General features: G+C 72.0%; 21 protein-coding genes. 9 read left to right on the forward strand and 12 right to left on the reverse strand.

Features of this window, described 5'->3' with window-relative positions; translation table 11 throughout:
- Positions 1–119 precede the first annotated feature (119 nt).
- Positions 120–737 (forward strand): hypothetical protein, encoded by a 618-nt coding sequence (locus tag JHW41_RS13080; RefSeq protein WP_250442488.1) that lies wholly within the window; start codon positions 120–122, stop codon positions 735–737.
- A 6-nt stretch (positions 738–743) separates the two neighbouring features.
- Positions 744–1,010 carry a hypothetical protein gene (locus JHW41_RS13085; RefSeq protein ID WP_139381747.1) on the forward strand — a complete coding sequence of 89 codons (267 nt, stop codon included), beginning with the start codon at positions 744–746 and terminating at the stop codon, positions 1,008–1,010.
- Positions 1,011–1,047: 37 nt separating this feature from the next.
- On the opposite strand, the gene JHW41_RS13090 is transcribed toward JHW41_RS13085, so the two are convergent.
- Entirely contained in the window at positions 1,048–1,425 is a 378-nt protein-coding gene (locus JHW41_RS13090) for a hypothetical protein (protein ID WP_057947562.1), read from the reverse strand.
- 318 nt (positions 1,426–1,743) lie between these two features.
- Here JHW41_RS13090 and JHW41_RS13095 point away from each other — a divergent pair, with 318 nt between their 5' ends.
- Complete coding sequence (locus tag JHW41_RS13095) at positions 1,744–2,775, forward strand: ligase-associated DNA damage response exonuclease (RefSeq protein WP_250442490.1); 1,032 nt, start codon at positions 1,744–1,746, stop codon at positions 2,773–2,775.
- The gene (locus tag JHW41_RS13100; RefSeq protein ID WP_250442493.1) at positions 2,772–4,370 is read left to right on the forward strand and encodes an ATP-dependent DNA ligase; all 1,599 of its coding nucleotides are present in this window, start codon (positions 2,772–2,774) and stop codon (positions 4,368–4,370) included. Before JHW41_RS13095 ends, JHW41_RS13100 begins: the two co-directional genes overlap by 4 nt.
- Positions 4,371–4,384: 14 nt before the next feature.
- On the opposite strand, the gene JHW41_RS13105 is transcribed toward JHW41_RS13100, so the two are convergent.
- Positions 4,385–5,125, reverse strand: coding sequence for a DUF72 domain-containing protein (locus JHW41_RS13105; protein WP_250450986.1), 741 nt, complete (start codon positions 5,123–5,125; stop codon positions 4,385–4,387).
- A gap of 236 nt (positions 5,126–5,361) precedes the next feature.
- Between JHW41_RS13105 and JHW41_RS13110 the strand changes: the two genes are divergently transcribed.
- On the forward strand, positions 5,362–5,703 hold the full coding sequence (locus JHW41_RS13110; protein WP_057947560.1) for a cupin domain-containing protein: 342 nt from the start codon (positions 5,362–5,364) through the stop codon (positions 5,701–5,703).
- A gap of 22 nt (positions 5,704–5,725) precedes the next feature.
- Here the strand turns inward: JHW41_RS13110 and galE are convergent, their stop codons facing one another.
- Complete coding sequence (galE, locus tag JHW41_RS13115; protein WP_250450995.1) at positions 5,726–6,691, reverse strand: UDP-glucose 4-epimerase GalE; 966 nt, start codon at positions 6,689–6,691, stop codon at positions 5,726–5,728.
- A 301-nt stretch (positions 6,692–6,992) separates the two neighbouring features.
- Here galE and JHW41_RS13120 point away from each other — a divergent pair, with 301 nt between their 5' ends.
- The 3 genes from JHW41_RS13120 to JHW41_RS13130 are packed head-to-tail and all read left to right on the forward strand — an operon-like array spanning position 6,993 to position 10,562.
- The gene (locus JHW41_RS13120) at positions 6,993–8,441 is read left to right on the forward strand and encodes a lipopolysaccharide biosynthesis protein (RefSeq protein ID WP_250442495.1); all 1,449 of its coding nucleotides are present in this window, start codon (positions 6,993–6,995) and stop codon (positions 8,439–8,441) included.
- Between the two features lie 7 nt (positions 8,442–8,448).
- Positions 8,449–9,417, forward strand: coding sequence for a cupin domain-containing protein (locus JHW41_RS13125; protein WP_250442497.1), 969 nt, complete (start codon positions 8,449–8,451; stop codon positions 9,415–9,417).
- Positions 9,414–10,562, forward strand: coding sequence for a GNAT family N-acetyltransferase (locus JHW41_RS13130; protein ID WP_250442499.1), 1,149 nt, complete (start codon positions 9,414–9,416; stop codon positions 10,560–10,562). The genes JHW41_RS13125 and JHW41_RS13130 overlap by 4 nt, the downstream gene beginning before the upstream one ends.
- A gap of 6 nt (positions 10,563–10,568) precedes the next feature.
- Here JHW41_RS13130 and JHW41_RS13135 read toward each other — a convergent pair whose 3' ends face one another.
- From JHW41_RS13135 to JHW41_RS13175, 9 genes are all read right to left on the reverse strand, one after another.
- Positions 10,569–11,723, reverse strand: a complete 1,155-nt coding sequence (locus tag JHW41_RS13135; RefSeq protein ID WP_250442501.1) for a glycosyltransferase — start codon at positions 11,721–11,723, stop codon at positions 10,569–10,571.
- On the reverse strand, positions 11,720–13,300 hold the full coding sequence (locus JHW41_RS13140) for a glucosamine inositolphosphorylceramide transferase family protein (RefSeq protein WP_250442503.1): 1,581 nt from the start codon (positions 13,298–13,300) through the stop codon (positions 11,720–11,722). The genes JHW41_RS13135 and JHW41_RS13140 overlap by 4 nt, the downstream gene beginning before the upstream one ends.
- Positions 13,278–14,675 carry a WecB/TagA/CpsF family glycosyltransferase gene (locus JHW41_RS13145; protein WP_250442505.1) on the reverse strand — a complete coding sequence of 466 codons (1,398 nt, stop codon included), beginning with the start codon at positions 14,673–14,675 and terminating at the stop codon, positions 13,278–13,280. Before JHW41_RS13145 ends, JHW41_RS13140 begins: the two co-directional genes overlap by 23 nt.
- Positions 14,672–15,838 (reverse strand): glycosyltransferase family 4 protein, encoded by a 1,167-nt coding sequence (locus JHW41_RS13150; protein WP_250442506.1) that lies wholly within the window; start codon positions 15,836–15,838, stop codon positions 14,672–14,674. The genes JHW41_RS13145 and JHW41_RS13150 overlap by 4 nt, the downstream gene beginning before the upstream one ends.
- Entirely contained in the window at positions 15,835–17,163 is a 1,329-nt protein-coding gene (locus JHW41_RS13155) for a VpsF family polysaccharide biosynthesis protein (RefSeq protein WP_250442508.1), read from the reverse strand. The genes JHW41_RS13150 and JHW41_RS13155 overlap by 4 nt, the downstream gene beginning before the upstream one ends.
- Positions 17,160–18,353 carry a glycoside hydrolase family 5 protein gene (locus JHW41_RS13160; RefSeq protein WP_250442510.1) on the reverse strand — a complete coding sequence of 398 codons (1,194 nt, stop codon included), beginning with the start codon at positions 18,351–18,353 and terminating at the stop codon, positions 17,160–17,162. Before JHW41_RS13160 ends, JHW41_RS13155 begins: the two co-directional genes overlap by 4 nt.
- Positions 18,350–19,849, reverse strand: coding sequence for a GumC family protein (locus JHW41_RS13165; RefSeq protein ID WP_250442512.1), 1,500 nt, complete (start codon positions 19,847–19,849; stop codon positions 18,350–18,352). Before JHW41_RS13165 ends, JHW41_RS13160 begins: the two co-directional genes overlap by 4 nt.
- Positions 19,850–20,563 carry a polysaccharide biosynthesis/export family protein gene (locus tag JHW41_RS13170; protein ID WP_250442514.1) on the reverse strand — a complete coding sequence of 238 codons (714 nt, stop codon included), beginning with the start codon at positions 20,561–20,563 and terminating at the stop codon, positions 19,850–19,852.
- 304 nt (positions 20,564–20,867) lie between these two features.
- Positions 20,868–22,313, reverse strand: coding sequence for an undecaprenyl-phosphate glucose phosphotransferase (locus JHW41_RS13175; protein ID WP_250442516.1), 1,446 nt, complete (start codon positions 22,311–22,313; stop codon positions 20,868–20,870).
- An 811-nt stretch (positions 22,314–23,124) separates the two neighbouring features.
- On the opposite strand from JHW41_RS13175, the gene JHW41_RS13180 reads away from it, so the two are divergent.
- Positions 23,125–24,744 (forward strand): methyl-accepting chemotaxis protein, encoded by a 1,620-nt coding sequence (locus tag JHW41_RS13180; protein ID WP_057947549.1) that lies wholly within the window; start codon positions 23,125–23,127, stop codon positions 24,742–24,744.
- The last annotated feature ends 11 nt before the right edge of the window (positions 24,745–24,755 follow it).

The following is a 24,755-nucleotide window of genomic DNA, read 5'->3' on the forward strand; positions in this document are numbered from 1 at the left end:
GGGTCGCGAGGACGATCCGCCGGTCGGCGTTAGCGCGATGTTCACGCCGGCGTTCACTCGCGCTGAATTCGAAGCGTTCTACGTTGCCCGCACGCCAGCAATCGACGATGGAGGACACGATGGCCAGCAAGCGCCACGACCGCGCCCAGTTGCACGAACTGCTGTACCAGGCGCTGGAAACCGAGAAAGGCGGCATCCGGATCTACGAAACCGCGCTGGAGTGCGCGGTCAACGAAGGCCTGCGCGAGGAATGGCAGGGGTATCTGCAGGAAACCCGCCGTCACCACGAAATTCTGGTCGGCGTGTTCGCCGAACTGGGCCTGGACCCGCAAGCGGCCTCGCCCGGCCGCGAGGTCGTCGCCCACATCGGCGCGTCGCTGGTGAAGGCCATGCAGATGGCGCTCAAGGCCGGCGATCCGCAGGCCGCCGAACTGGTCGCGGCCGAGTGCGTGGTGCTGGCCGAGACCAAGGACCACCAGAACTGGGAACTGATCGGCCATGTCGCCAAGAACACCAGCGGCAAGGAAGCGGCGACGCTGATGGAAGCCTACGAACAGGTCGAGAAAGAAGAGGATCACCACCTCTACCACACCCAGGGCTGGGGTCGCGAACTGTGGATCGCCAGCCTTGGCTTCAAGGCGGTGCTGCCGCCGCCGGAAGAGATCAAGCACGTCGAGACCGCGATCGGCGCATCGCGCGCGGAACAGTCGCGCGAACGGATGTTGAAGAAGAACTGAGCCGCCATGGCGAACCCACCCGGCCGGTTCCCCTTCGACGTCCCGCCCGCGTTCGGACCAGAGTCCGAACGCGGGATGGGCCGCGCCGTCGCCGACGACGGCGCGCTCGAACGCATCGGCGAGCGGCGGCCTGCCGCGGACATCGGCCTCGCCGGCGGCATCGCGGCGTGGGTCCGGCGCAAACCCGCGCATGCCTTCGCCCTGGCCGTGGCCGCGGGCTGGTTGCTCGGCAAGATCAGTCGCGTCGCCCAGGGCCGTCGGCGGCTGCGATAGAAGCGCGATGGAAGATAGCGCGGCCCGGCGCCTCGCCTCACGGCTGCATGTGTTCGCCGACGATGACCACGATCCGGTCCGGCACCAGCGGATCGTTGGCGTAGACCCGCACCAGCGATTGCGTCCGTCGCGTCACCACCGCCGCGAACGTCTCCAGCAGCACCGAGGTGACGACCACGGCGCGATTGGGCGTGACCAACCGCCGCGTGCACACCAATTCGCCCGGACGGGCCACGAACTCGTCGCTGACCAGCAGGCGCACCGGCAAGCCGTTGGCGGTGGCGTTGCGGATCGCGATGCAGGCGTCGTTGGCCTGGATCGGCAACTTGCCGCTCAACGGCGGCAGGTTCAACGCACCGGAGTCGCACACGAGCAGGACCGGGTTGTACTGGGTGATCCGGGCGAAGACCTTCATGCAGCGGTGCATCGTTCCCTGGTCGGCGGGGCCCGTATCTGACCACCGCGCGGGCGCGTCGGCCAGCGAAGCGCGAAGACAAGCTGAACCAGTCAGCTTGGCGGCGAGAAATCGAACGGAACCGCGCATTGGCGCGTTCGTCGCGGTCTCGGTAAACGCATCGCTCGAGCGCGCCGCAACGCCGCGTTCGCCCACCGTTCGCGTCGTCACCGCAGCCGACGCATGGCCGGTCCGGCGCGGCGCGCGCGTCGGTCCGCGATCCGCATCGCGGCTGCGCGTGTACGCCCGGGCAACACCGCCTGCGCTAGCGTCGCCGGCATGTCCAGCGCACTGCGCCCCGACGATGTTCTGAGCCTGCGCCCGCAAGGGCTGTACTGCGCGGCGGGCGACTTCTACATCGATCCGCTGCAGCCGGTCGCGCGCGCGCTGATCACCCACGGCCACGGCGACCATGCCCGCGCCGACATGGGCGAATACCACACCAGCCTCGCCGGCCTGCCGGTGCTGCGCTGGCGCCTGGGCGAGCGCCGCTACATCGCCCACGACTATGGCGAACCCTTCGATCTCGGCGCGGCGCGCGTATCGCTGCATCCGGCCGGGCACGTGCTCGGCTCGGCCCAGGTGCGGATCGAGGCCGGCGGCCGGGTATGGGTGGTATCGGGCGACTACAAGCGCCAGCCCGATCCGACCTGCGCGCCGTTCCAGCCGGTGCGCTGCGATGTCTTCGTCACCGAAGCCACCTTCGCCCTGCCGATCTACCGTTGGCCGGACACGGCCGTGGAGGTGGCGCGGATCGAACGCTGGCGGCAGCGCTGCGGCGAACGCGGCGAGGCGGCGGTACTGTTCTGCTATGCGCTGGGCAAGGCGCAACGCCTGCTCGCTGAGCTGCGCGCGTTCGGCGAGCGGCCGGTGTACGCGCACGGCGCGATCGAGGCCGGGGTGCGGGCCTACCGCGAGGCCGGCGTGGCGATGGTCGAGACCCGCCCGCTCGAGGACGGCGGCCGCGACGCGCACGCCGGCGAGCTGGTGCTGGCGCCGCCGTCCGCGCTGGGATCGGCGTGGATGCGGCGCTTCCGTCGGGTCCAGACCGCGCTGGCCTCGGGCTGGATGCGCGTGCGCGGCAACCGCCGCCGACGCAACGTCGACCGCGGCTTCGTCATCTCCGACCACGCCGACTGGCCCGCGCTGCTGGCCAGCATCGACGACAGCGGCGCCGATCGCGTGCTGGCCACCCACGGCCGCAGCGAGGCGCTGGTCCGGGTGTTGCGCGAACGCGGGATGGACGGGCACTCGCTGCCGGCGTCGGCACCGGCGATGCCTTCGTCGCCATCGCCGGACAGCGACGCATGAAGGCCTTCGCCGCGCTGTACCGCGAACTCGACCGCTCCACCGCGACCTCGGACAAGCGCGCCGCGCTGATCGCCTATTTCCAGGCCGCGCCGCCGCGCGACCTGGCCTGGGCGCTGTGGCTGCTGTCGGGCGGCAAGCTCGCCGGCATCGCCAACCAGCGCGAACTGCGCGAATGGGTCGCGCAGGAATCGGGTCTGCCGGATTGGCTGGTCGGCGAGTGCTACGACGAAGTCGGCGACCTCGCCGAGACCTTGAACCTGCTGCTGCCCGAGCCCGCGGCGCCGGCGCCGGAGCGGCCGCTGCACGAATGGATCGAACAGCACCTGGCGCCGGTCGCCAAGGGCGCGCCGGAACTGCGCCGCGAGGCGGTGCTGGCCGGCTGGCGCGGGCTGCCGCCGGCGCAGCGCTTCGTGTTCGACAAACTGTTGACCGGCGCGCTGCGCGTAGGCGTGTCGCAACGCGCGGTGCAGCAGGCGCTGGCCGCGTGGTCGGGCGTGGACATCGCCTTGATCGCCCAGCGCATGCTCGGCGCGTGGACGCCTTCGCCGGAGTTCGTCGAGCGCCTGCTGTCCGCGCAGGCGCAGGCCAGCGACCGCGAGCAACCTTATCCGTTCTTCCTCGCCTCGCCGCTGGAGCATCCGCCGCACACGCTGGGCGCGGCCGGCGAGTGGCTGCTGGAATGGAAATGGGACGGGATCCGCCTGCAGCTGATCCGTCGGTGCGGCGCGGTCGCGCTGTGGTCGCGCGGCGAGGAACGCCTGGACGGACGCTTTCCCGAAATCGAAGCGGCGGCGCGGCAACTGCCGCGCGATTGCGTGCTCGACGGCGAACTGCTGGCCTGGCGCGCCGACGAGCCGGCGCCGCTGCCGTTCGCCGCGTTGCAGACGCGCATCCAGCGGCGCAAGCCCGGGCCCAAGAGCCTGGCGCAAGCGCCCGCGCGCATGCAGGTTTACGACCTGCTCGAACTCGACGGCGAGGACTGGCGCGAACGCCCGCTGCGGCAACGCCGCGCCGCGCTCGCCGAGCTGCTCGCGGCGCAGCCCGGCGCGCCATCGGTGCTGGCGTTGTCGCCGCAACTGGCGGTGGACGACTGGCCGCAGGCCGCGGCGCAACGCGAGACCTCGCGTGGGCGCGGCGTGGAAGGACTGATGCTCAAGCGCCGCGATTCGCCTTACCGGATCGGCCGCCGCCGCGGCGACTGGTGGAAGTGGAAGATCGATCCGCTCAGCATCGACGCGGTGCTGATCTACGCCCAGGCCGGGCACGGCCGCCGCAGCACGCTCTACACCGACTACACCTTCGGCCTGTGGCGCGAGGGCGAGCTGGTGCCGGTGGCCAAGGCGTATTCGGGCCTGGACGATGCCGAGATCCTGGAACTGGACCGCTGGATCCGCGCCCACACCCTGGAGCGTTTCGGCCCGGTGCGCGCGGTCGCGCCGGTGCAGGTGTTCGAGCTCGGCTTCGAAGCGGTCAATCGCTCGACCCGGCACAAGTCCGGCGTCGCCGTGCGCTTTCCACGCATCCTGCGCTGGCGCCGCGACAAGCCCGCGGCGCAGGCCGACACCCTGCAAGCGCTGGAATCGCTGGCGCAGTGAGCGCGCGCCGGCGCTCAGCCTGCGTTCGCGAGCCCGGCGCAGAGCTCGCGCAAGCGCAACGCGTCGGCCACCGCATGGCCGGCGGCGGTGTTGTCGAACACGCACCAGGTCTGCGCACCGGATTCGCCGGCGCATGCGCGCACCGCCTCGGCCATGACCCGCAGGCGATCTTCGCCGTACTCGCTGTAGTAAGTACGCGGCGAACCGTGCCAGCGCCAGTAGCGCACCCGGCCGTGCGGCGAGGGTTCGGCGGCGGCGGCCAGCGGCGCCGCCGGATCGACGCCAGCGCGCTGCACCTCGTAACGCTGCAACAACGCGTCGGCGCACGGGTGGAACCAACTGCGGTGGCGCGGCTCGCACACCACCGGCGCCTGGCTGCGCCGGGCCAGCATGGCGAAGAAGCGCGCGGCCACGGCGGCGTCGAAACGCAGGCTCGGCGGCAATTGCACCAACAGCGCGCCGAGCTTGTCGCCCAGGCCGCCGGCCTGGGCGAGGAATTCGTCGAGCATCGGCCCGGCGCCGCGCAGGCCGGCCTCGTGGGTGATCGCCCGCGGCAGCTTGACGCTGAAGCGAAAGCGCGCCGGAACGCCGGCGGCCCAGCGCTCGTAGGTCGCGCGGCGGTGCGAGCGATAGAACGAAGAATTGATTTCGACCGCGTCCAGCCCGGTGGCGTAAGCAGCGAGCACGCTGTCGCCGGCGCCGAAGCGCGCGCGCTGCGCGGCCGGCAGCGACCAGCCGGCGCAGCCGATGCGGATGCGGCCGGCCGATGCCGGCGGCGCGTCGCGCCGGTCGGATGCCTGCTCGTCGCGATCCCGCGCTTGGGTGGGGTGCGCATTGGAGCGCCGCGAATCGGGAATCTGCATGCGTCCGATGTTCCCGGCCCGATCATGTCACCGGCGTGAACGCATGCGGCGTACGCGTTCACGCGCCGTGGCGCCGGGCTTAACGCGATCGTGCGCAAGCTGCGACCGACTTCGCCACGGAGACCGCCATGCAGCACCAACGCCTGCGTTTCGGCAAGGGCTTCCGCGTCGCGTTGCGGGTGCGGCGCGTGCAGGCCGCGCAAATGACCCTCGCGCCGGGCGCCAGCGAAGGCGGCCCGGACAACCGCCACCGCGGCGCCGAACAATGGCTGTACGTCGTCGCCGGCAGCGGCCTGGCCATCGTCGAAGGCCGGCGCCAACGGCTGGCGCCGGGCAGCCTGCTGGTGATCGAACGCGGCGAACGGCACGAGATCCGCAACACCGGCCGCACCGCGCTGAAGACGCTCAATCTGTACTCGCCGCCGGCCTACGACGACGACGGCGAGCCGCTGGGACCGGGCAAGCGTTAGGCACCTCGCGGCAGCGCCGGGCTCAGTAGGCCGGCGCGCGATGCCAGCGCCAGGCGCTGTCGATGATGTCCTCGATCGCGCCGTGCCGCGGCGTCCAGCCCAGGCGTTCGCGCGCGGCGGCGCTGGACGCGACCAGCACCGCCGGATCGCCTTCGCGCCGCGGCGCCACCTCGTACGCGATCTCGCGACCGGTCACGCGCTGCGCCGCGCGCACGATTTCCAGCACGCTGAAGCCGGTGCCGTTGCCGAGGTTGAAGCAGTGCGCGCCGGCGTTCGCGTGCATCCAGTCCAGCGCGCGCACATGCGCGTCGGCCAGGTCGAGCACGTGCACGTAGTCGCGCACGCAGGTGCCGTCGGCGGTGTCGTAGTCGTCGCCGAACACCCGCAGCGGCGCGCCCTGCCCCAGTGCCGCGCGCAGCACGTTCGGGATCAGGTGGGTCTCGGGCGTGTGCGACTCGCCGATGCCGGCCTCGGACGCGGCGCCGGCGGCGTTGAAGTAGCGCAGCGATACCGAACGCAGGCCGTAGGCGCGCGCGGCGTCGGCGAGGATGCGTTCGACCATCAGCTTGCTGGCGCCGTAGGGATTGATCGGCGCGGTCGGGTGGTCCTCGTCGATGCGCGGCGCGCGCGGCTGACCGAACACCGCCGCCGAAGACGAAAACACCAGCCGGCCGACGCCGTGCGCGCGCATCGCGCGCAGCAGGTTGAGGCTGCCGGCGACGTTGTTGAGGTAGTAGTCGTAGGGCTCGGCGACCGACTCGCCGACCAGCGAACGCGCGCAGAAATGCATCACCGCATCGACCGGTTCGGCGAAGGCCGCATCCAGGCTGGCCGGATCGAGCAGGTCCGCGTCGATCCAGCGGCCCCAGCGCAGCGCCTGGCGATGGCCGGTGCTGAGGTTGTCGAGCACGCTGACCCGGACACCGCGCCGGGCCAGCGCGTACGCCGCATGCGCGCCGACGTAACCGGCGCCGCCGCAGACCAGCACGTGCGGCGAATCCGCGCGCGGCGCGGCGGCGACGAAGCCCTCGCGGTCTACCGTCCGTGGTGAAGGCAACGTCAAGAAAATCTCCGCTAACTGAAGCCGTTCGGCATTCGCGCCGGGCGATGCTTGTGGCTGCGCGGCATTGCGTGGGAGTATGCGTCACGCTTAGTTTTGTGATGCAAATCACTTTAATCGCGCCATATTTCTGAATGAACCGACTGAACAAGGACGCGCGTCGGCACCGTCGCGGCGACGGCATGGGCGAGCGAATCCGCCTCGCCGCAGCGCAGCCCAAGGACCGGGCATGTTGATCCGCCAGACCGCGCTGTACCTGCCGGCGCAGTTGCTCGGGCCGCTGGCGCAGTTGGCGGCGATCGTGCTGTGGACGCACTGGCTGGATCCGGGCGAGTTCGGCGCGTTCACCCTGGCGCTGGCCGCGCAGGAAGCGGTCTATCTGCTGTTCCTGGCGTTCTGGTCGTACTACCTGCTGCGCTTCCTGCCCGGCGCCGATGCGCTCGCGCGCGAGCGCATGGACACCTTCGAGGGCTGGGTGTTGCTGGCCAACCTCGCGCTGCAGGCGGCGGCGCTGGCGCTGGTGCTGCGCTACCTCGCCGGCACGCCGCCGGGCCCGGCCGCGTTCGCGGTGCTGTTCGCGTTCGCCTTCACCCGCTCGTACTGCACCCACCTCGCCGAACGGGCCAAGGCCGGCAACGACATCCTCGCCTACACCGCGCTGCAATGCGGCGGGCCGATCGGCGGGCTGGCGCTCGGCTGGCTGTGGGCGCACCTGAGCCGCGACGGCGCCGCGCGGATCGGCCCGCTGCAAGTGCTCGGCGCTTATGCGATCGCGCAGGCCGCCTCGCTGTTGTTCGCGTTGCTGCGGCTGCCGCTGCGCTGGCGCCTGCGGCGCGTGGACCGCGGCTTGCTGCGCGCGGTCGCGGCGTACGGATTGCCGCTGGCCCTGAGCGGCGCGCTGGCGTGGGTGCCCGGCAACGGCATCCGCTTCGTGGTCGAACACGGGCTCGGCCTGGCCGCGGTCGGCCTGTTCGCCGCCGGCTGGACCCTGGGCCAGCGCGCCTGCGCGTTCGCCGCGATGCTGGTCACCGCCGCCGCCTTCCCCATCGCCCTGCGCCTGGACGCCAGCGGCGAGCGCGAGCGCGCGCTGCGGCAACTGGCCGACAACGGCGCGCTGCTGTGCGCGGTGCTGCTGCCGAGCGCGGCCGGCCTGATCGCGTTGTCGGCGCCGCTGTCGAGGCTGGCGGTGTCGGCGCCGTACGTGGCCGACACCCTGGTCATCCTGCCCATCGCCGCCCTCGCCGGCCTGGTCAAGAACCTGCGCAGCCATTTCGCCAACCAGGCCTTCCTGCTCGCGCGCAAGACCGGCTGGACGCTCGCCATCGATTCGCTGGAAACCGCGCTGTTCCTGATCGGCGCCGCGCTCGGCCTGCGCGCGCTCGGGCTCGCCGGCGCGGCCTGGGGCGCGCTGGCGGCGGTCAGCGTCGGCGCCGCGCTGTCGTTCTTCGTCGCCGTGCGCCGCCTGGACATGCCGCTGCCGGCCGCGCACCTGGCGCGCATCGTCGTGGCCAGCGCGGCGATGTCGACCGCACTGGCGCTGCTGCCGCCGCTCGCCGGCTGGCCCGCGCTGATTCTCGCCACCGCGTTCGGCGGCGCCGTCTACGCCGGCGCGCTGGCGCTGTGCTACCGCGGCCATCTGCGCGAGCTGCGCGGCCGTCTTCCTTTCCTGTCCCGATGACTTCGCCATGGATCGCATCGCCTCCGGCGCGCTGAGCGCCCTGACCCCGCAATCGCCGGCGCAATGGCAAACCGCGCCGCTGTTGTTCCAGCACCGCCTGCACGCCGACCCGCGCTTCGCCAAGGCGGCGATCGCCGGCCTGATCGACCGCTATCCGCGCCGCAGCTATTCCATCGTGCACATGGGCGAGCAAGGCGCCGGCGGCCGGCGGGTGTGGCGCGAAGGCGACTTCGGCGGGCTCGACGGCGCGCGCGTGCTCGACGCGATCGAACGCGGCCGGCTGTGGCTCAATTTGCGCGACGGACACGCGCACGACGCCGAGCTGGACGCGATCATGCGCGGCCTGTTCGCCGAGGCCGGCGCGCTGGCGCCGCCGGTGTCGAGCTACGGCCATCGCCTGGGCGTGCTGGTGTCCTCGCCCGGCGCGCAGGTGTATTACCACGCCGACCTGCCCGGCCAGGGGCTGCTGCAATTGCACGGCCGCAAGCGCATCTACATTTATCCGCCGCGGCTGCCGTTCCTGAGCGAACAGGGCCTGGAGAACATCGCCCTGAGCCAACTCGAAGTCGGACTGGAATACCGGCCGGAGTTCGACCGCGAGGCGATGGTGTTCGATCTGGAGCCCGGCCAGGGCCTGTTCTGGCCGCTGAACTCGCCGCACCGGATCGAGAACCACGACAGCCTCAACGTGTCGCTGACGCTGGAGTACTGGACCCAGGAGATCCGCCGCAGCCAGATGATCAACGTGGCCAACGGCATCCTGCGCAACCATTACGGCGTCGCGCCGCGTTCGCGCAAGCTCGGCGGGCCTTCGTTCTACGCCAAGGCCGCGCTGCAGTCGCTGTGGCGCCGCAGCGGCCGGCTCGACGGTCTGCGCCGCGCGGCGCGGCCGATCGATTTCCGGCTCGATCCCGACCGCCCCGGCGCGATCCTCGACCTCGGCGCGCCCAAGCGCCGCGACGGCCAGGGCGCATGAACCGCAGCGACGATTACCGGGTCATCGTCGAGCGCGAACTCGCGCCCGCGCTGGCGCGTTGGCGCGAGTGGGAACGCGACGGCGCCGCGGTCGGCCTGTTCCAGCGCGAACATTGGCTGCGCGCCTGGTACGCGACGCTCGGCGCGCAGGCTGGACGCGAGCCCCTGCTGGCGAGCATCGAGCGCCGCCACGACGGCCGCGCGCTGCTGGCGCTGCCGCTGGTGCGCGAGCGCCGCGGCGGCCTGTACTGCATCGCCTTCGCCGACGCCGGCGTCAGCGACTACGCCGCGCCGATCTGCGCGCCCGACTGTCCCGCCGACCCGGCCGCGGTGCGGGCGATGTTCGCCGCCCTGCGCCGCGCCCTGCCGCGCGCCGACCTGTGGTCGCTGGAGAAGATGCCCGCGCGCATCGGCCGACGCGACAATCCGCTGCTGCAACTGCCCGGCACGCGCGCCAGCGCATTGTTCGGCAATCCGGTGACCGTCGGCGAGGACTTCGACGCCTGGCGCTTCAGCCGCGAAAAGACCCACCGCAAGGAACTGGAGCGGTCGTGGCGGGTGTTCTCGCGCCACCCGCAGGCGAGCTTCGAACGGATCGAGGATCCCGCGCGCGCGCTGCCGGTCATGGACGCGCTGGAAGCGCTGCAGCGCGAGGCGATCCAGGGCAAGGGCTGGGCCTACCTGCTGGACGAGCCGGGCTACCGCGAGTTCTACCGCGAACTGGTCGCGCGCGGGCTGGCCGGCGGCGAAACGGTGCTGACCGCGCTGCGCGCCGGCGACGACATCGTCGCCGCCCTGCTCGGCCTGCGCCGCGGCGACGAGTACGCGATGATCCGGATCGGCAACGCCGCCGGCGAATGGCGCAACTGCTCGCCCGGCCGGCTGGTGATCGAGCGCACCATGGCCGCGCTGCATGCGCAGGGCGTTCGCCGTTTCGATTTCACCATCGGCGACTACGCCTACAAGCGCGGCTTCCAGCCCGAGCGCGAGGACCTGTTCGATTCGACCGTGGCGCTGTCGTGGAAAGGACGGCCGCACAGCCTGCGCGCCGGGCTCCGGCATCGCGCGCGGGCCTGGCTGGCGGACCGGCCGGAGCTGAAACGGCGCTTGTCGGCGCTGCGTTCGCGCACCGGCGACGCCCGCTAGCGGCGCTCAGCGCCGCGCGGCGCCGTCGTCCATCAGCCGTTCGAACAGCCGCAGATAACGCTCGGCGCTGCGCTCGACGGTGAACTGCAGCGCGTGCTCGCGCGCGGCCGCGAGCACTTGCGGATCGGCGTGGCGCACCTGCCGCTCGATCGCCTCGGCCAGCGCGCCGGGATCGTCGGGCGGCACCAGCAGGCCGTAGCGTCCGCCGGCCAGCACTTCGCGCGGTCCCACCGGGCAATCGGTGCTGACCACCGGCGCGCCGCAGGCCATGGCTTCGATCAGCACGTTGCCGAAGCCCTCGAATTGCGAGGCCAGCGCGAACACCCGCGCCCGCCGCATGTAGGGATAGGGGTTGTCGCGCTGGCCGAGCAGGCGCACCACCCGGCCCAGGCCGAGTTCGTCGATCAACGCCTGCAGCGCCGGCCGCTGCGGGCCTTCGCCGACGATGGCCAGGTGCAGCCGCAGCGGCGTGCGCAGGCGGGCGAAGGCGCGGATCAGGCCGGCGAAGTTCTTTTCCTCGCTCAACCGCCCGACCGAGAGGATCGTCGGCGCGCCGTCGGCGCCGAAGCCGTCCTCGGCCAGCGGCGCGTCGGCGCGTTCGCGCCAGTCGCGCGGCAGCACCGGGTTGGCGATCACATGCAGGCGCCGGCGCTGGTCCTGGCGCAGGTGCGCGGCGATGTCCTCGCGCACGCCTTCGGAGACCGCGACGACGGCGTCGGCATGGCGGTAGGCCCACGGCATCAGCGCGACGGTGGCGCGGTAGCGGCGCGAGCGGTCGAGCCGGCGCATCGAGGCGATCGGCGCGTGCTCGGTCAACACCGTGCGCACGCCCGTGCCGCGCGTCGCCAACGCGGCGACGATGTTGCTGTGGGTCAGCGCCGAGACCAGCACGTCGGGACGCCGCTGGCGCAACAGCTGCGCCAGCCGGCCCGGCACCGCCAGGGTGCGGCCGGCATCGAGCGACAGCAATTCGATGTCGCCGGCCAGCGCCCGCGCCGCCGGATCGGCGCGATGCACCGCCAGCGCCACCGCCACGCCGCGCGCCTGCAACCCTTGCGCCAGGCGCAGGATCGAGATCTCCGCGCCGCCGAGCTTGAGCTGCGGCAGGTACAACAGGACCGAGCGCACCGTCGCCGGCCCGGTTTGCGCGAGCGCGCTCAAACGCCCACCGTCTGCGCCGCCGCGCCGTAGCGGCGCCGCAGCTTGCGCCCGAGTTCGTGCAGGTTGAACACGTAACGCTTGCCGTCGACCAGGGTGCGCGCGCCCCAGGCCGAGACGGTGTGCAGCCCGTGCGGGTTGCGTCCGCGCGGATCGGGCCGGCAATGCGTCACCACGTCTTCGCGATAGCGCTGCGGCGTGCACAACCGCACCCGGTTCAGCGCGACCGCTTGCCCATAGCCGCCGGTGCAATCCTGCGCCGGCCGGTACAGCGCGCCGTCGTGGACGAACGGCGTGCCGGCCGGACGCGAGCTGCGATGGTCGAGCTTGACCGGATGGCGCGCATGCCGGCGCCACGGGCCGCGCAAGTCGTCGGCGTAGCTCAGGCACAGATTGTCGAACGCGCCCCACGACAGGTCGGTGTAGGCCAGCCAGAAGCGCCCTTCCCAGGCGAACAGGCTGGCATCGGCGGCGGCGACGTCGTCGAGCAAGGTGGCGACGAAGCGCCAGCGGCCGTGCGCGTCGATCTCGTACAGCTCGCAGCAGCGGCGCTGCGCGGTCTCCGGAATCGCGTACGTCTGCCCTGCGTGTTCGAACACGTACGGATAGGAGACGTGGCCCGGCCGCTGCGGACCGGCCGGATCGGCCTGCGCGACCGCGCCGTCGGCGTCCAGGCGCAGCCGTTCGAGCCGGCCGACGCCTTCGCGGTAATCGTAGGTTTCGCAGTACAGCAGGCGGTCCTGGCCCGGCAGGCCGAACGGATCGGCGCGGTACTGCAGCGCGTCGCGCCCGCCCAGCCAGCGGATGCGCTCGGCGAAGCGGCCCTGCAGCGTTTGTTCGATCGGCGCGTCGACCACGCCGATCATCCAGCTTTCGCTGAGCCACTGGCCGCGCCAGCGGCGCAGCTGCGAACGCCAGCGTCCGCGCAGGCCGGCCACGAGGCGGCGCCAGCGCGACCGCGGCGCCTGAGCGACGAACGCCGCAGCCGCCGGTTCGCCGCCGTGGACGAGTTCGAGCAGGCCGGCGGCCAACAGATACAGCAGCCCCAGGTAGGCGCGGCCGAGCGCGCGCGGATAATCCGGGTCGGCGTAGTAGCGCATGGTTTCCAAAGCCGTCGCGCCGTCGCGCACCAGCGTCAGCTCGCCGCCGCGGCCGGACACGATCGAGGCATGCCCTGCGTACGGCGCGGCCAGGTGCAGGCCCTGCGCGTCGAGCGGCTGCCACACCCCGAAGCGGCTGCGCGCGCGCCACGGCGCGGGATCGGCCACATCGGCCAGATCGATCACCGCATCCCAGACGCCGGCCGCATCCCAGGCGCCGGCCGCGTCCGCCAGCGCGGCCGCGTCGCTTTCGTCGTCCACGCGCAGTTCCTGCAGTTCCGGATGCGCTGCGGCCCAGCGCCGCCACTGCGCGTCGTGCTCGCGCGGCGCGGCGCGCACGCGCACGACCCGGCACTGCACCCCGGGCAGCCCGGCCAGCGCCAGCGCGGCGCGCTCCTGCCAGACCCGGCTGCGCCCGGCCGGCAGCAGGACCGCCGCGCGCACCGGCGCGGCGGCGTCAGAGTCGCTCGTGCAAGGCATGCGGAAGATGGGAACGGTGTTTGTTGAGGACGGTGCCGATCACCCGCGCATCGACCGCGGCCAGGTCATCGAGCAGTGTTCGCACCAAGGCGGCGCGGGTGGCTTCGGCCTCGACCACCACCACCACGCCCGAGGCGTGCTTGGCCGCGGCCAGCGCGTACGGCGCCCGCGCGTCGACCACGACTTCGTCGAAGCGCTGCGCCAGCGCCTGCCACGCGTCGGCATCGTCCAGCGCCGCGTAGTTGTCGCGGAATTCGCGGCGCGGATCGGTGAGCCGGGCCAGGGTCAGGCCGGGCGCGTCGGCGGCCGCGGCCTGGGCGAAACGGTCCGCGAAACAGGCGACGTCGCCTTGCGCATCGTCGGACAGCAGCAACACCCGGCGCTTGCGCAATTGCGCCGACGCGGCCGCGTAGCTGTGCGCCAGCGCGGTCGCGCCCTCGCCCGCGCGCGCGGCGGCGAACTGGACGATGCGGCGCTCGCCGCCGCCCGCGCTGGCGTCGAGCCGCTGCACCAGTTGCGCGATGCGCGCCTCGTCGAGGCCGAACAGGGCCGGGGTATCCGCTTTCATGGTCGATGCCTCGGACAGGGGCGCGATGGCGGTCGCCGGCCGCGGCGGGGCCGCGGCCAGGCGCAGCGCGCGCGCGATGAAGACGGCGCCGCCGAGCAGGTAGCGCCGCCACAACCGGCGCGGCTCGCGGCCGAGCCGGTACAGCCATTCCAGGCGCGCGCGCCGCATCCACGCCGGCGCGCGGGCGACGCGCCCGGCGATGAAATCCGCGATCGCGCCGCCGTTGACGATCAACAGCCGATGCCCGGCCTGCCGCGCCCACTGCGCCAACTCCGCGGCGACGCGCTCCTGCCTGGGCATGCCCATCGCGAGCACGACCAAGTCGGGCCGTTCGCGCGCGACCGCTTCGAGATAGCCCGCGGCGTCGCCGAAGCCGTCCAGGGCGCAGGCCACCTCGACCGCGTAGTCCTCGCCCAGGCGCTGCGCGGCGCGCTGCAGGTACGGCTCGCGGGTGCCGATCAACACCGCGCGGCGTCCGGCGAACGCGCCCAGCAACTGCGGAATCAGGTCGGTGCCGTTGGCGTTGAGTCCCGGCTCGCGCGCCAGCAGCCGCAGGCAGGCGGCGACGCCGACGCCGTCGCGCAGCAGCACGTCGCTGCGGCGCAGGTGTTCGGCGAACGTCGGATCGGTCCAGGCCAGGTTGAAGGCGTGCTGGTTGAAGAACGACAGCACGGTCGCGCCGGCGGGATCGGCCAGCCGCTGCAACAGCGCGCGGTACTGCGACGCGTCGCGGACGATGAGCAGCCGGTCGAGCAGCTCCAGCAGCCGCCGCGACGCCGCGTCGGGCGATGGCGCGGCGGCGTTCATCGCTGCGCCTCCTGCAGCACTTCCTCGTACACCGCCGCGACCTGGCGCGCCATCGCCACGTCCGAATAACGCTCGCGCTGGCGCTGCAGCCCGCGTCCGGCCAGCGCGGCGGCGCGCGCGGGATCGTCCATCAGCGCGGCGATCGCGGCCGCCAGCGCGGTCGCGTCGCCCGGCGGCACCAGTTCGCCGGCGCGGCCGTCGGCGAGCACTTCGGGCACGCCTTCGTTGGCGGTGGCGACCACCGGCAACCCTAGCGACAGCGCCTCGATCAGCACCATCGGCAGGCCTTCGCCGTACAGGCTCGGCAATACGAACAAATCGATCCGGGCCAGTTCGGCGGATACTTCGCGCGTGAAGCCGGTCCAGTGGATCTGCTCGGCCACCCCGCGCGCCTGGGCATGCGCGAGCACCTGTTCGCGATACGCATCGCTCTCGAAACCGCCGACCGCGCGCAGGCCGACGTCCCTGCCCTGCGCGCGCAATTGCGCCAGCGCGTCGATCAGCACTTCCACGCCCTTGCGCGGCCGGAACAGCGCGACCATGCCCAGCGTCCACGCCCCGTCCGGAGCGATCCACGGCCGCGGCGCCGGATTCACCGGCACGCCGTTGGGCACCACCCGCACCACTTCGTCGTCGTAGCCGAGTCCGCGCAGGTAGTGCGCGGTGCCGTGCGAGACCGCCACCAGGCGCGCGGCGCGGGCCGCGCCGAAGCGCTGGATCGCGCTGTTGACGCGGTTGCGCAGCGCGTTCTCGGTGTCGCGGTCGGTGCGGCTGTGGACGTGGTGCAGCAGCGGACGGCGCGCGCGCCGCGCGGCGAAGCGTCCGACCAGCAGCGAACGCACGGTGTGGGTGTGCAGCAGGTCGTAGCCGCCGCGCTCGAGCAGTTCGGCGACCCGGCGCGCCGGTGCCAGGTCCAGGCGCGAACGCATCGGCACGGTGATGATGCGGCTGTCGCAGGCGCTGCGTTCGCGTTCGAACGCGCCGGGCTTGAGGCAGGCGAAGTCCACGTCCCAGCCGAACCGCGGCAGTTGCTGGGCGAGCAGGTCCTGCACACGTTCGGCGCCGGCGTAGTGTTCGCCGTTGATCAGATGCAGCGCGCGCCGCGGCTGCGGCGGCAGCAGTTCCCAGCCGCGGTGGGCGCTGGTGACGGAAGCTCGGGTCATGCGGTCGCTCCAGTGCGCATGGCGATGCGGCGCGGCGGCGCCGGCCGCGGTTGCGGTTGCGCCAGGCGCCGGCTGCGGTAGCCGCGCAGGCAGCACAGCAGCGCGAACAGCAAGGTCAGCGCGCTGGTCTTGGATGCCAGCGAATTGGTGGTGGACGCGGTGGCCAGGAACACCAGCAGCGCCCAGCGCGCGCCGCCATCGGCGCGGCGCCACAGCCAGTACAGACCGCAGCCGAGGCCGGCGGCGAAGGCGAGGAATCCGAACACGCCCAGTTGCAGCAGCATGAACAACCAGAAGTTCTCGATCGCTTCCAGGTTCTGCGACAGACCGATGCGCAGCGACAGTTCCTGGATCTGCTGCGGGGCGATGCCGAACAGCAGATCGAAGCCGTCGAGGTGGTCGAACACCTCGAAGATGCGCAGCCGCACCGCAGCGCTGTCGTCCAGGTACAGGCCCTGGAAGATGCGCGCGCCCAGGCCGCTCTTCCACACCGCGGCCGCCGCCACCGGCGCGGCGACCAGGCCCGCCAGCAGCGCGCCGACGATATGCAGGTAGCCGTAGCGGCCCGCGCGCAGGCCCTCGCGCGCGCGCAGCGCGGCCCATGCCGCCAGCGCCGCGACGCTGAGCAGGAAGCTGGCGCGGCCGCCGAAGGCCAGCAGCGCCAGCACCAGCAAGGCGCACAGCGCCCAGCGCCGGCGCGGCGGCATCGGCAGGTCGAGCGCGGCCAACAGGGCGATGCCGGTCAGCATCGCGTTTTCCAGCGGATGGCCGTGCAGCGCGGTGGCGCGGAACTTGTCCTCGATCACCGCCACGCCGCCGGCCACGGTGTACGGCACCAGATGCCGCTGCGACGCGGCTTCGGCCAAGCCGATCGCGGCATTGACCAGCACCGCCGCCAGCAGCAACCGCCACAGCCGGCGCAGCTCGGCCTCGTCCATCGCGACCAACACCAGCGCCATCGCCGCCGGCATCATCAAGGTATCGATGAAAAACGCCGAGCCCGACGGCCCGTGGCGCAGCAGCGAGTAGGCGAAGATCGACGCCATCGCGGTCAGGTAGGCGGCGAGCAAGGGATGCGCGCGCAGTCGGCGCAGCGCTTCGAGCAACGGATTGCCGCGCGCGGCCAGCGAACAGGCCAGTGCCAGCAGTAGCGGATAGTCGCCCGGATGCAGCTTGAACCAGAACGGGCCGTACGGCGCGTCGTAGGGAATCCCCAGCACCGTCAGCAACGCCGGCGACAGGGCCAGGTAGGCGATCAGCGCCAGCGCCGCCAACGCGGCCGCGGCGCGTTGCAAGCCGGGCTGGGGACCGGACGCGGGGCTCATCGCGCGCCCTGCTTGGGTTCGGACGTGCCCGGCTCGCCGCGCGTGTGCGCCGCGGCCAGCCGGGCCTGTCCCCGCGCGTCCAGGCCGAGCGCGCGCAACGCCGCCGGCTCCAGCGCGCCGCGCGGCGCGCCGGTGGTGTTGCTGTTCGCGGTCAGGCCGAAATCGTCGGCGTAGTTCCACACCGACCAGCCCCAGCCTTCGGCCTCGGCCAGCGCGCGCACGTCGCCGATCCAGCGATAGCGCGAGTCCGGGTCGACGCCTTCGCGGATCGTGCCGAATTCGCCGCAATGCACCCGCACCTTGTGCTTGCCGGCCCACTCGCGCAGCGGCCGCCACTGCGCGGCGATGCGCGCGCGGTCCCAGCCGTCGCGGAAGTAATCGGCGATCTCGTCGCGCGCGCGGTCGCGCCCAACCCCGCCGTCGATATGCGGCAACCGCGCCTGCGCCGCCTTGGCCGGATAGCGCACGCTGCGCCAATGCCCGGCGGTGGTCCACTCGTCGCCGCGCATCCAGCTCGCGCCCTGGTGGGTGAACACGTACGGCAGGTAGTAATGGAAGCTGTAGATCAGCTTGTCGTCGTCGAGCGGCGCCAGTTCGACCAGCCCTTCCAGGCTGCCGCCCTTGCGCCCGCTGACGATCAGCACGCGCTCGCGGTCGACGCCGCGCACCGCGGCCACCAGCCGCTGCTGATAGCGGCTCCAGGCCAGGCCGCCGGTCCAGCCGTAGAAGCCGGGCTCGTTGAACAGTTCGAACGCCACCCGCTGCGTCGGCAGCGTCTTCCAATCGGCCGCCAGCGCTTTCCACAGCGCGACGTATCCGTCCGCCCACTCGCCGCCGCGCTCGATCGACTGCTTGGTCCGCTCGCGCGGATGCAGGTCGACGATCGCGTCCAGCCCGGCCGCGAGCGCCGCGTCGATGGCCGCGCGCAGGCGCGCATCGTCGAGTTTCGGCCCGCGCCGCGGCGACCAGCCCAGGCTCACCGGATCGACCGGGATGCGCACGTGATCGAATCCGGCCGCGCGCAGAGCGCGCAGTTCTTCGGCGCTCACCGGCGCGCCGGCGCTGGCTTCGAACCAGCGGCTCAAGGCCACGCCGCGGCGCAGCGGCATCGCCTCTACGGCAGCGCAGGCCAGCAGCCACAGCGCCAGGCCGGCGCCGAGCGCGAGGCCGCGGCGGCGCCTGGCCCTCAACGCTGCACCCGCGGCAGGGTCGCCAGCACCGGCAGGCCGAACGCGCGTTCCAGTTGCTCCGGCGACTGGAAACTGCTGCGCAGCGCCTGGCTGAGGAAGGCCACCAGCAGGGCCGCGGCGACGCTCAGGCACAGGCCGATGGCCAGGATCGGCAGGCGCGCGCTCTTGGCCTTGAGCGGCCAGCTGGCGGCCTGCAGCACGCTGACCGTGGTGCGCTGTTTCTGCTCGCGCGCCTCGGTGATGCGCGCGGCTTCGAGCTTGCGCGCGTAGTTGCCGTAGCTGTCCTCCAGCAGCTTCTGCTCGCGGCTCAGCGCGGCCAGTTCGATCTGCTGGCGGCTCAGTTCGTCGGCGCGCCGGCGCAGTTGCTGCAGCGTGTCCTGCAACGCCTTGCGGCTGCCGGCCAGCGCCGATTCGTCCGAACGCGCGCGCAGCAGGTCCAGTTCGGCGGCCTCGCGCACCGGGTTGCGGCCGGTGCGCACCGTGGTCGGCGGCGCCTTGCGCTGGTCGCGGATGAAGGCCTCGGCGGTGGCCACGTCGTTGCCGGCGTTGACCACCAGCGGGTTGTCGTCGACATAGCGCGAGCGCAGCCCCTGCTCTTTCAGCCGCAGTTCCAGCAACTGCCGCGGCACCTGCGGGTCGCCCAGGCTCTCGCTGAACTGCACCAGGTTGGCCGGGGTCGCGTTGGCCAACCGCGTCAGGGTCTTGGCCCGTTCGCTGGCGGTGCGCGCCTGCTGGTCGGTGTCGTTGAGGCGCGACTCCAGCTCGTTGCCCTGCTGCAGCAACAGGCCGATCTGCTGGCCGTAGTCGACGATGCCGTGGGCGCGCTTGAACCGGCTCAGGTCCTGCTCGGCGCGCTGCAGGCGTTTGTCCACCGCGGCCACCTGGCCTTCGAGAAACCGCACCTGGCCGTCGGAGAACACCGCGGCGCGACGCGTCAGGTAGGTCTGCAACAAGGTGCGCAGCGCGGCCTGGGCCAGGGCCGGATCGCGGTGCGAGAAACCGATCTGTATCACCGTCGCGCCCTTGAGCAACTGCGCGTCCAGGCCCTGGCGGAAGCGCTCCACCGCCTGGTCGAGCTTGGGCCGGTCCGGGTCCTCGCGCTGGCGGGCGATGTCGGGATACAGCCGGCCCAGGCCGACATGCCGCACCACCTCGGCGATCAGATCGCGGCTGGCCAGGATCTGGGTCTCGGCGCTGAGCGCCTCGGTGCGGTCGAACATCAGCGGCATCGCGCCGCCGCTGCTGCCGTCGGTGTTGTCGGCGACGTAGACGTACTCATGGCCGAGCCGCACCAGCACGCTGGCCTCGGACTGGTAGCGCGCGGTCGGCAGCAGCGCCGCCAGCACGGTCAGGCCGAAGCACAGCGCGAACGCAGCGGCGATGCGGCGCTTGTCGCGGAAGGCGATCTCCAGCCATTCGCGCAGCGCGGACGCGGCGGACGGCGCGGCGACCGGCGCGGGCCGGGCGGCGGGGTCGCGATCGAGCTCGAAGTCCATTCAATCGCCCCGGCGGTTGTTGTCGTTGAGGTCGTAGGAGAACCCCACGTTGACCGGCAGGTTGCGGCGCACGTACTGGTCGATCCACTTGTTGACCCGCGAGATCCGCGACGGCACCGCCAGCACCACGTCGAAGGGCTGCAGCGGCGGATCGTTGCCGTCGTCGGCGCCGCGGCGCGCCTGCGAGGCGGCATCGACGCGGATCACCCGGGTCGCGCCGGACTCGTCGCGGCGCAGGATCGCGACCCGATTGAGCGCGGCGCGGTCGGTCGGGCCCTGGGCCACGATCAGCGCGCGCATCAGGGTCAGCCCCGGCAACAGCGGCTGCGCGCCGGGCCGGCCGACTTCGCCGCCGACGAACACTTGCTGGCGGGCGAAGCCCTTCTCGACTTCGACCGAGACCTCCGGGTAACGCAGGCTGCCGGCATAGGCGCGCTTGAGCGCGTCGGCCAGCTCCCGCGGGGTCTGCCCGGCGGCGCGGACTTCGCCGACCAGCTGCAGCTGGATGCGGCCGTCGGGACGCACGGTGGCGGTCTCGTTGAGTTCGGGCGCGTAGAAGAACTTGAGCGCGAGCTCGTCGCCGGCGGCGATGCGGTAGCCGGCGTCGGCGCCGGCCGCGGCGGCCGCCGGCGCGGGCGCCTGGGCGAACGCCGGCGACGCGGTCAGGCCCGACGCGAGCAGGCACAACAGCATCAGCAGTGGCGCCAGCAGCACCCGCTGCCGCGCCCGCCCCCTGCCTCGTCCTGCCCGTGCCGGACGCTCCGGCCGCCTCCTGCGAACCTGCTGGCTCATCACTCCGTCCTGCCCTGCGTAGCTGCTGAGAAAGATCGCGCAATCGACTGATTCAAAAGGAATCGACGTCGAACCCGATGCGCTGGCCAGACATCGCGGGCACGATTAAATATGAGATTTAGATCACAGTTTATCGGCTGCCGATGTCGCCGCCGCGCGCATGCGCGCACCCCGTCGGCACGGCCGCTGAACCGCCTGAATGCGCTCGCGGTCGCGACGCGCCGGTTCAATACGCCGCCTCCGCCGACAGCACCGCCGGCAGCGTGCGCAGCAGGATCGACAGGTCCAGCCACAGCGACCAGTTTTCGATGTATTCCAGGTCGTACTCGACCCGGCGCTGGATCTTCTCGATCGTGTCGGTCTCGCCGCGATAACCGTTGATCTGGGCCAGCCCAGTGATGCCCGGCTTGACCCGGTGCCGCGCGACGTACTCCTGCACCGCGTCCTCGAACAGCACGTTGGCGGCCTTGGTCGCGGTCGCGTGCGGACGCGGGCCGACCAGCGACATGCTGCCGGCGAGCACGTTGAACAGCTGCGGCAGCTCGTCCAGGCTGGTCTTGCGGATGAAGCGCCCGACCCGGGTCACCCGCGGGTCGGCGCGGCCGGTCTGCCGCGCGGCGTGCTCGTCGCGCAGGTGGTGGTGCATCGAGCGGAACTTGAACACCTCGATCAGGCGCTGGTTGTAGCCATAGCGCTTCTGCCGGAACAGCACCGGGCCGGGCGAATCCAGCTTCACCGCCAGCGCGATCAGCGCCATCAGCGGCGCCAGCGCCAGCAGCGCCAGCGCCGACAGCGCCAGGTCCTCGGCGCGCTTGAGCACCGGCGCCCAGCCCTGCAGCGGCGGCTCGGCGATCACGAACATCGGCACCCCGGCCACCGGCACCAGCTTGCGGTGGGCGAAGTGGAAGCTGCCCATGTCCGGCACCAGCAACACCTGCACCGGCAGGCGGCGCAGGCGCTGGGCCAGGTGCTCGTTGCGCCCGCGCGCCTGCGCCGGCAGCGCCACCAGCACCTGGTCGACGCCGTCGTCGCGGATCAGCCGCTCCAGGTCGTCGATGTCGCCCAGCCGCGGCAGCGAGGACGGCGGCGGCTCGCTGAGCCGGTGGGTGCGGCGGTCGTCGATGTAGCCGACCAGACCGGACACGACGTCGGCGCGATAGTGGATCTGCTCGGCCAGGCGCAGCGCGTTGTCGGTCATCCCCAGGATCACCGAGCGCTGGATGAAAGCGCCCTGGCGGATCCGGCGCTGGAACAGCCACAGCATCACCAGCCGCCCGCCCACGAACAGGACGAAGCTCAGCGCGAACCACAGCGCCAGCGATCCGTCCGGCAGCGGCCGCAGGAAACGGAACAGCAGGTGCAGGGTCATCACCAGCCCGAACGCCGCGCCCCAGGCCAGCAAGGTGCGGCGGATCAGCAGCCGGCTGCCGAACATGTCGTGGCCGTACAGGCCGAAGCTGTGGAACACCAGCACGCACAGCGCGCCGGCCAGGGCCGACAGCGCGAGATAGTGCTCGCTGGCGCGCGGCGGACCGCCCTGCAGGGCGTGCAGCGCCAGCGCGCCGGCCCCGAACACGATCAGAAAGTGGGCCAACCGGGCCAGCGCGACGATATTGCGCAGGGCCGACGGACGAGCGAACGCGAACAGCGCACTGGAGAACCCCAACCTCATGGATGCCTTGCCTACCGTCCCTAGCGCGCGACCGGGAAAAATGTGATTCAAGTCACATCAAGGCCGGGTGAGTTTTGGTGAGCGAAGGTGAAGCAGATGAACGCCAGAGGCCGGCATTCGCGCATGCTGCTGGCATTATTTGTGGAAATTTCGATCACTCTTGATGCGCACGGCACCGCCGCGCGCGGGATCGTCCGCGCTCGAGGACCGCGACCGCACGGCGGCGACTCGCGAACCGCAGGCGTCGGCGCGGCCCACCCGCCCTGGCGATCCGGTCTAGCCGCAATCCGCCCCTACCAAGGTCCTTGCCCGCTCGAACCGCCACCCGCGAGCCGCCGAACGCGAACAGCGGCCACCGCCGATTCCCCGGCTGCGCTCCAGCCCCCTCGCAGGTGCCGGGACAGCAAACAGGCACACATTCCTAATAACTACAATTGTGAGTCTTGGGGCTTTTACATATGCTCTGTTTTACCCAAATAACCACATTGCGGGCTTAGTTGGACCGAGCGCGGCAGCACTGGATCGAACCTGGCCGGACAGGGGACGCCGGCACTGCCCGCCGCGGCACCGGAACGCGTGCCGCAGGCGCGCCGCGCCGCCGCGACCCGGTCCGGGCCCGAGCCGTTGCGCCGCCTGCCTCGCGTCCGTGCATGTCCGGTCCCATGCATGCCGTCCCCATGTCCCCTGCTTCGATGCCCGTTCCACCGATGACTGTCTGCGCCCGCGCGCCGGCGGCCCGCACCGCGCGCCCGCGCCGCGACGCCGCGGCCGGCGCGCGCGGGCGGCCGACGGCCTCCCCAGAGAACCGACCATGATCAACCTCTCCATTCGCCAACGGATCCTGCTGAGCCTGGCCGTGACCTTCGGCGTGCTCGCGCTGATGGGCGGCATCGCCTGGCAGCGCCTGCTGCACATCGAGACCGAGGAAGCGGCGCTGCGCGACGACTCCATCCCCGGCACCTACGCGGCCTCCAAGATGCAGTCCTCGTGGATGACCTACCACGCCAACGTGCGCGCGATGACCATCGCCGGCAGCGACGACCTGACCCGCCTGGAGGAACTGGTGCGCACCCGCCGCAGCCAGTTCGAAGCCGCCGCCGTCGACTACGACCGCACCATCCGCCGCGCCGACGACCGCGCCCAGTTCGCTGAACTGATGCGCCAGGCCCAGGCCGCGTTCGCGCTGCAGGCCGAACTCACCCGCCTGGCGCAGGAACGCTCGCCCGCCGTGGCCACCGCCTGGCGCGAGCGCGCCGCGCCGGTGTTCGAGCGCAACAACGCCGCGCTCGACAAGATCCTCGACTACAACCGCCGCTACGCCTCCGAATCGGTGGCGCGCATCGACCAGGCGATCGCCGCGGCCAAGACCGGCATCGCGGTGTCGTTCTTCGTCGCCGTGGTCCTGTCCGGACTGGTCGGTTTCTTCCTGTGGCGCGCGATCACCGTGCCGCTGCGGCAGCTGTCCGGCGCGGTCCAGACCCTGGCCAAGGGCGATTTCAGCAAGCGCCTGGCGCTGGGCCGCAGCGACGAATTCGGCACCCTGGGCCAGGGCTACGACCGCATGACCGACGATCTGTCGGAACTGGTCGGCCAGGTCCAGTCGTCCGGCATCCAGGTCAATTCCTCGATCAACGAGATCACCGCCACCCTGCGCGAACAGCAGGCCTCGGCCGCGCAGATCGCCGCCACCACCACCGAGATCGGCGCGACCTCGCGCGAGATCGCCGCCACCTCCAAGGAGCTGGTGCGGACGATGGACACCGTCGCCGCCGCGGCCGAGCAGACCTCGTCGCTGGCCGGCAACGGCCAGGCTGGGCTGTCGGAGATGGAGCAATCGATGCGGCGCATGATCGAGGCCACCGCCGCGATCAGCGCCAAGCTGTCGGTGCTCGCCGACAAGGCCAACAACATCAGCCAGGTGGTCACCACCATCACCAAGGTCGCCGACCAGACCAACCTGCTCTCGCTCAACGCCGCGATCGAAGCGGAAAAGGCCGGCGAATACGGCCGCGGCTTCTCGGTGGTCGCCAACGAGATCCGCCGCCTCGCCGACCAGACCGCGGTCGCCACGCTCGACATCGAGCAGATGGTGCGCGAGATCCAGTCGGCGGTCTCCGCCGGCGTGATGGGCATGGACAAGTTCTCCGAGGAAGTCCGCCGCGGCACCCACGACGTGCAACAGGTCGGCGGCCAGCTGTCGCAGGTGATCGACAACGTGCAGGCGATGGTGCCGCGGTTCGAGGCGGTCAACGAAGGCGTGCAGGCGCAGTCGGCCGGCGCCGAACAGATCAACCTGGCGCTGAGCCAGCTCAGCGAGGCCGCGCAGCAGACGGTGGAAGCGCTGCGCCAGTCCAACCAGGCCATCGACGAACTGCACCACGTCAGCGCCGGACTGCGCGACGGCGTGGTCAAGTTCAAGCTGCTGGCCTGAGCCGGCGGAGC

It is taken from the genome of Lysobacter enzymogenes, from assembly GCF_023617245.1.
Taxonomy (GTDB): domain Bacteria; phylum Pseudomonadota; class Gammaproteobacteria; order Xanthomonadales; family Xanthomonadaceae; genus Lysobacter; species Lysobacter yananisis.

Coding starts and splice junctions, on each gene's coding strand:
- JHW41_RS13080 (WP_250442488.1), top strand. CDS start 120: ATGGCCAGCAAGCGCCACGACCGCGCCCAGTTGCACGAACTGCTGTAC.
- JHW41_RS13085 (WP_139381747.1), top strand. CDS start 744: ATGGCGAACCCACCCGGCCGGTTCCCCTTCGACGTCCCGCCCGCGTTC.
- JHW41_RS13090 (WP_057947562.1), bottom strand. CDS start 1,425: ATGAAGGTCTTCGCCCGGATCACCCAGTACAACCCGGTCCTGCTCGTG.
- JHW41_RS13095 (WP_250442490.1), top strand. CDS start 1,744: ATGTCCAGCGCACTGCGCCCCGACGATGTTCTGAGCCTGCGCCCGCAA.
- JHW41_RS13100 (WP_250442493.1), top strand. CDS start 2,772: ATGAAGGCCTTCGCCGCGCTGTACCGCGAACTCGACCGCTCCACCGCG.
- JHW41_RS13110 (WP_057947560.1), top strand. CDS start 5,362: ATGCAGCACCAACGCCTGCGTTTCGGCAAGGGCTTCCGCGTCGCGTTG.
- JHW41_RS13120 (WP_250442495.1), top strand. CDS start 6,993: ATGTTGATCCGCCAGACCGCGCTGTACCTGCCGGCGCAGTTGCTCGGG.
- JHW41_RS13125 (WP_250442497.1), top strand. CDS start 8,449: ATGGATCGCATCGCCTCCGGCGCGCTGAGCGCCCTGACCCCGCAATCG.
- JHW41_RS13130 (WP_250442499.1), top strand. CDS start 9,414: ATGAACCGCAGCGACGATTACCGGGTCATCGTCGAGCGCGAACTCGCG.
- JHW41_RS13140 (WP_250442503.1), bottom strand. CDS start 13,300: ATGCCTTGCACGAGCGACTCTGACGCCGCCGCGCCGGTGCGCGCGGCG.
- JHW41_RS13145 (WP_250442505.1), bottom strand. CDS start 14,675: ATGAACGCCGCCGCGCCATCGCCCGACGCGGCGTCGCGGCGGCTGCTG.
- JHW41_RS13150 (WP_250442506.1), bottom strand. CDS start 15,838: ATGACCCGAGCTTCCGTCACCAGCGCCCACCGCGGCTGGGAACTGCTG.
- JHW41_RS13155 (WP_250442508.1), bottom strand. CDS start 17,163: ATGAGCCCCGCGTCCGGTCCCCAGCCCGGCTTGCAACGCGCCGCGGCC.
- JHW41_RS13165 (WP_250442512.1), bottom strand. CDS start 19,849: ATGGACTTCGAGCTCGATCGCGACCCCGCCGCCCGGCCCGCGCCGGTC.
- JHW41_RS13175 (WP_250442516.1), bottom strand. CDS start 22,313: ATGAGGTTGGGGTTCTCCAGTGCGCTGTTCGCGTTCGCTCGTCCGTCG.
- JHW41_RS13180 (WP_057947549.1), top strand. CDS start 23,125: ATGATCAACCTCTCCATTCGCCAACGGATCCTGCTGAGCCTGGCCGTG.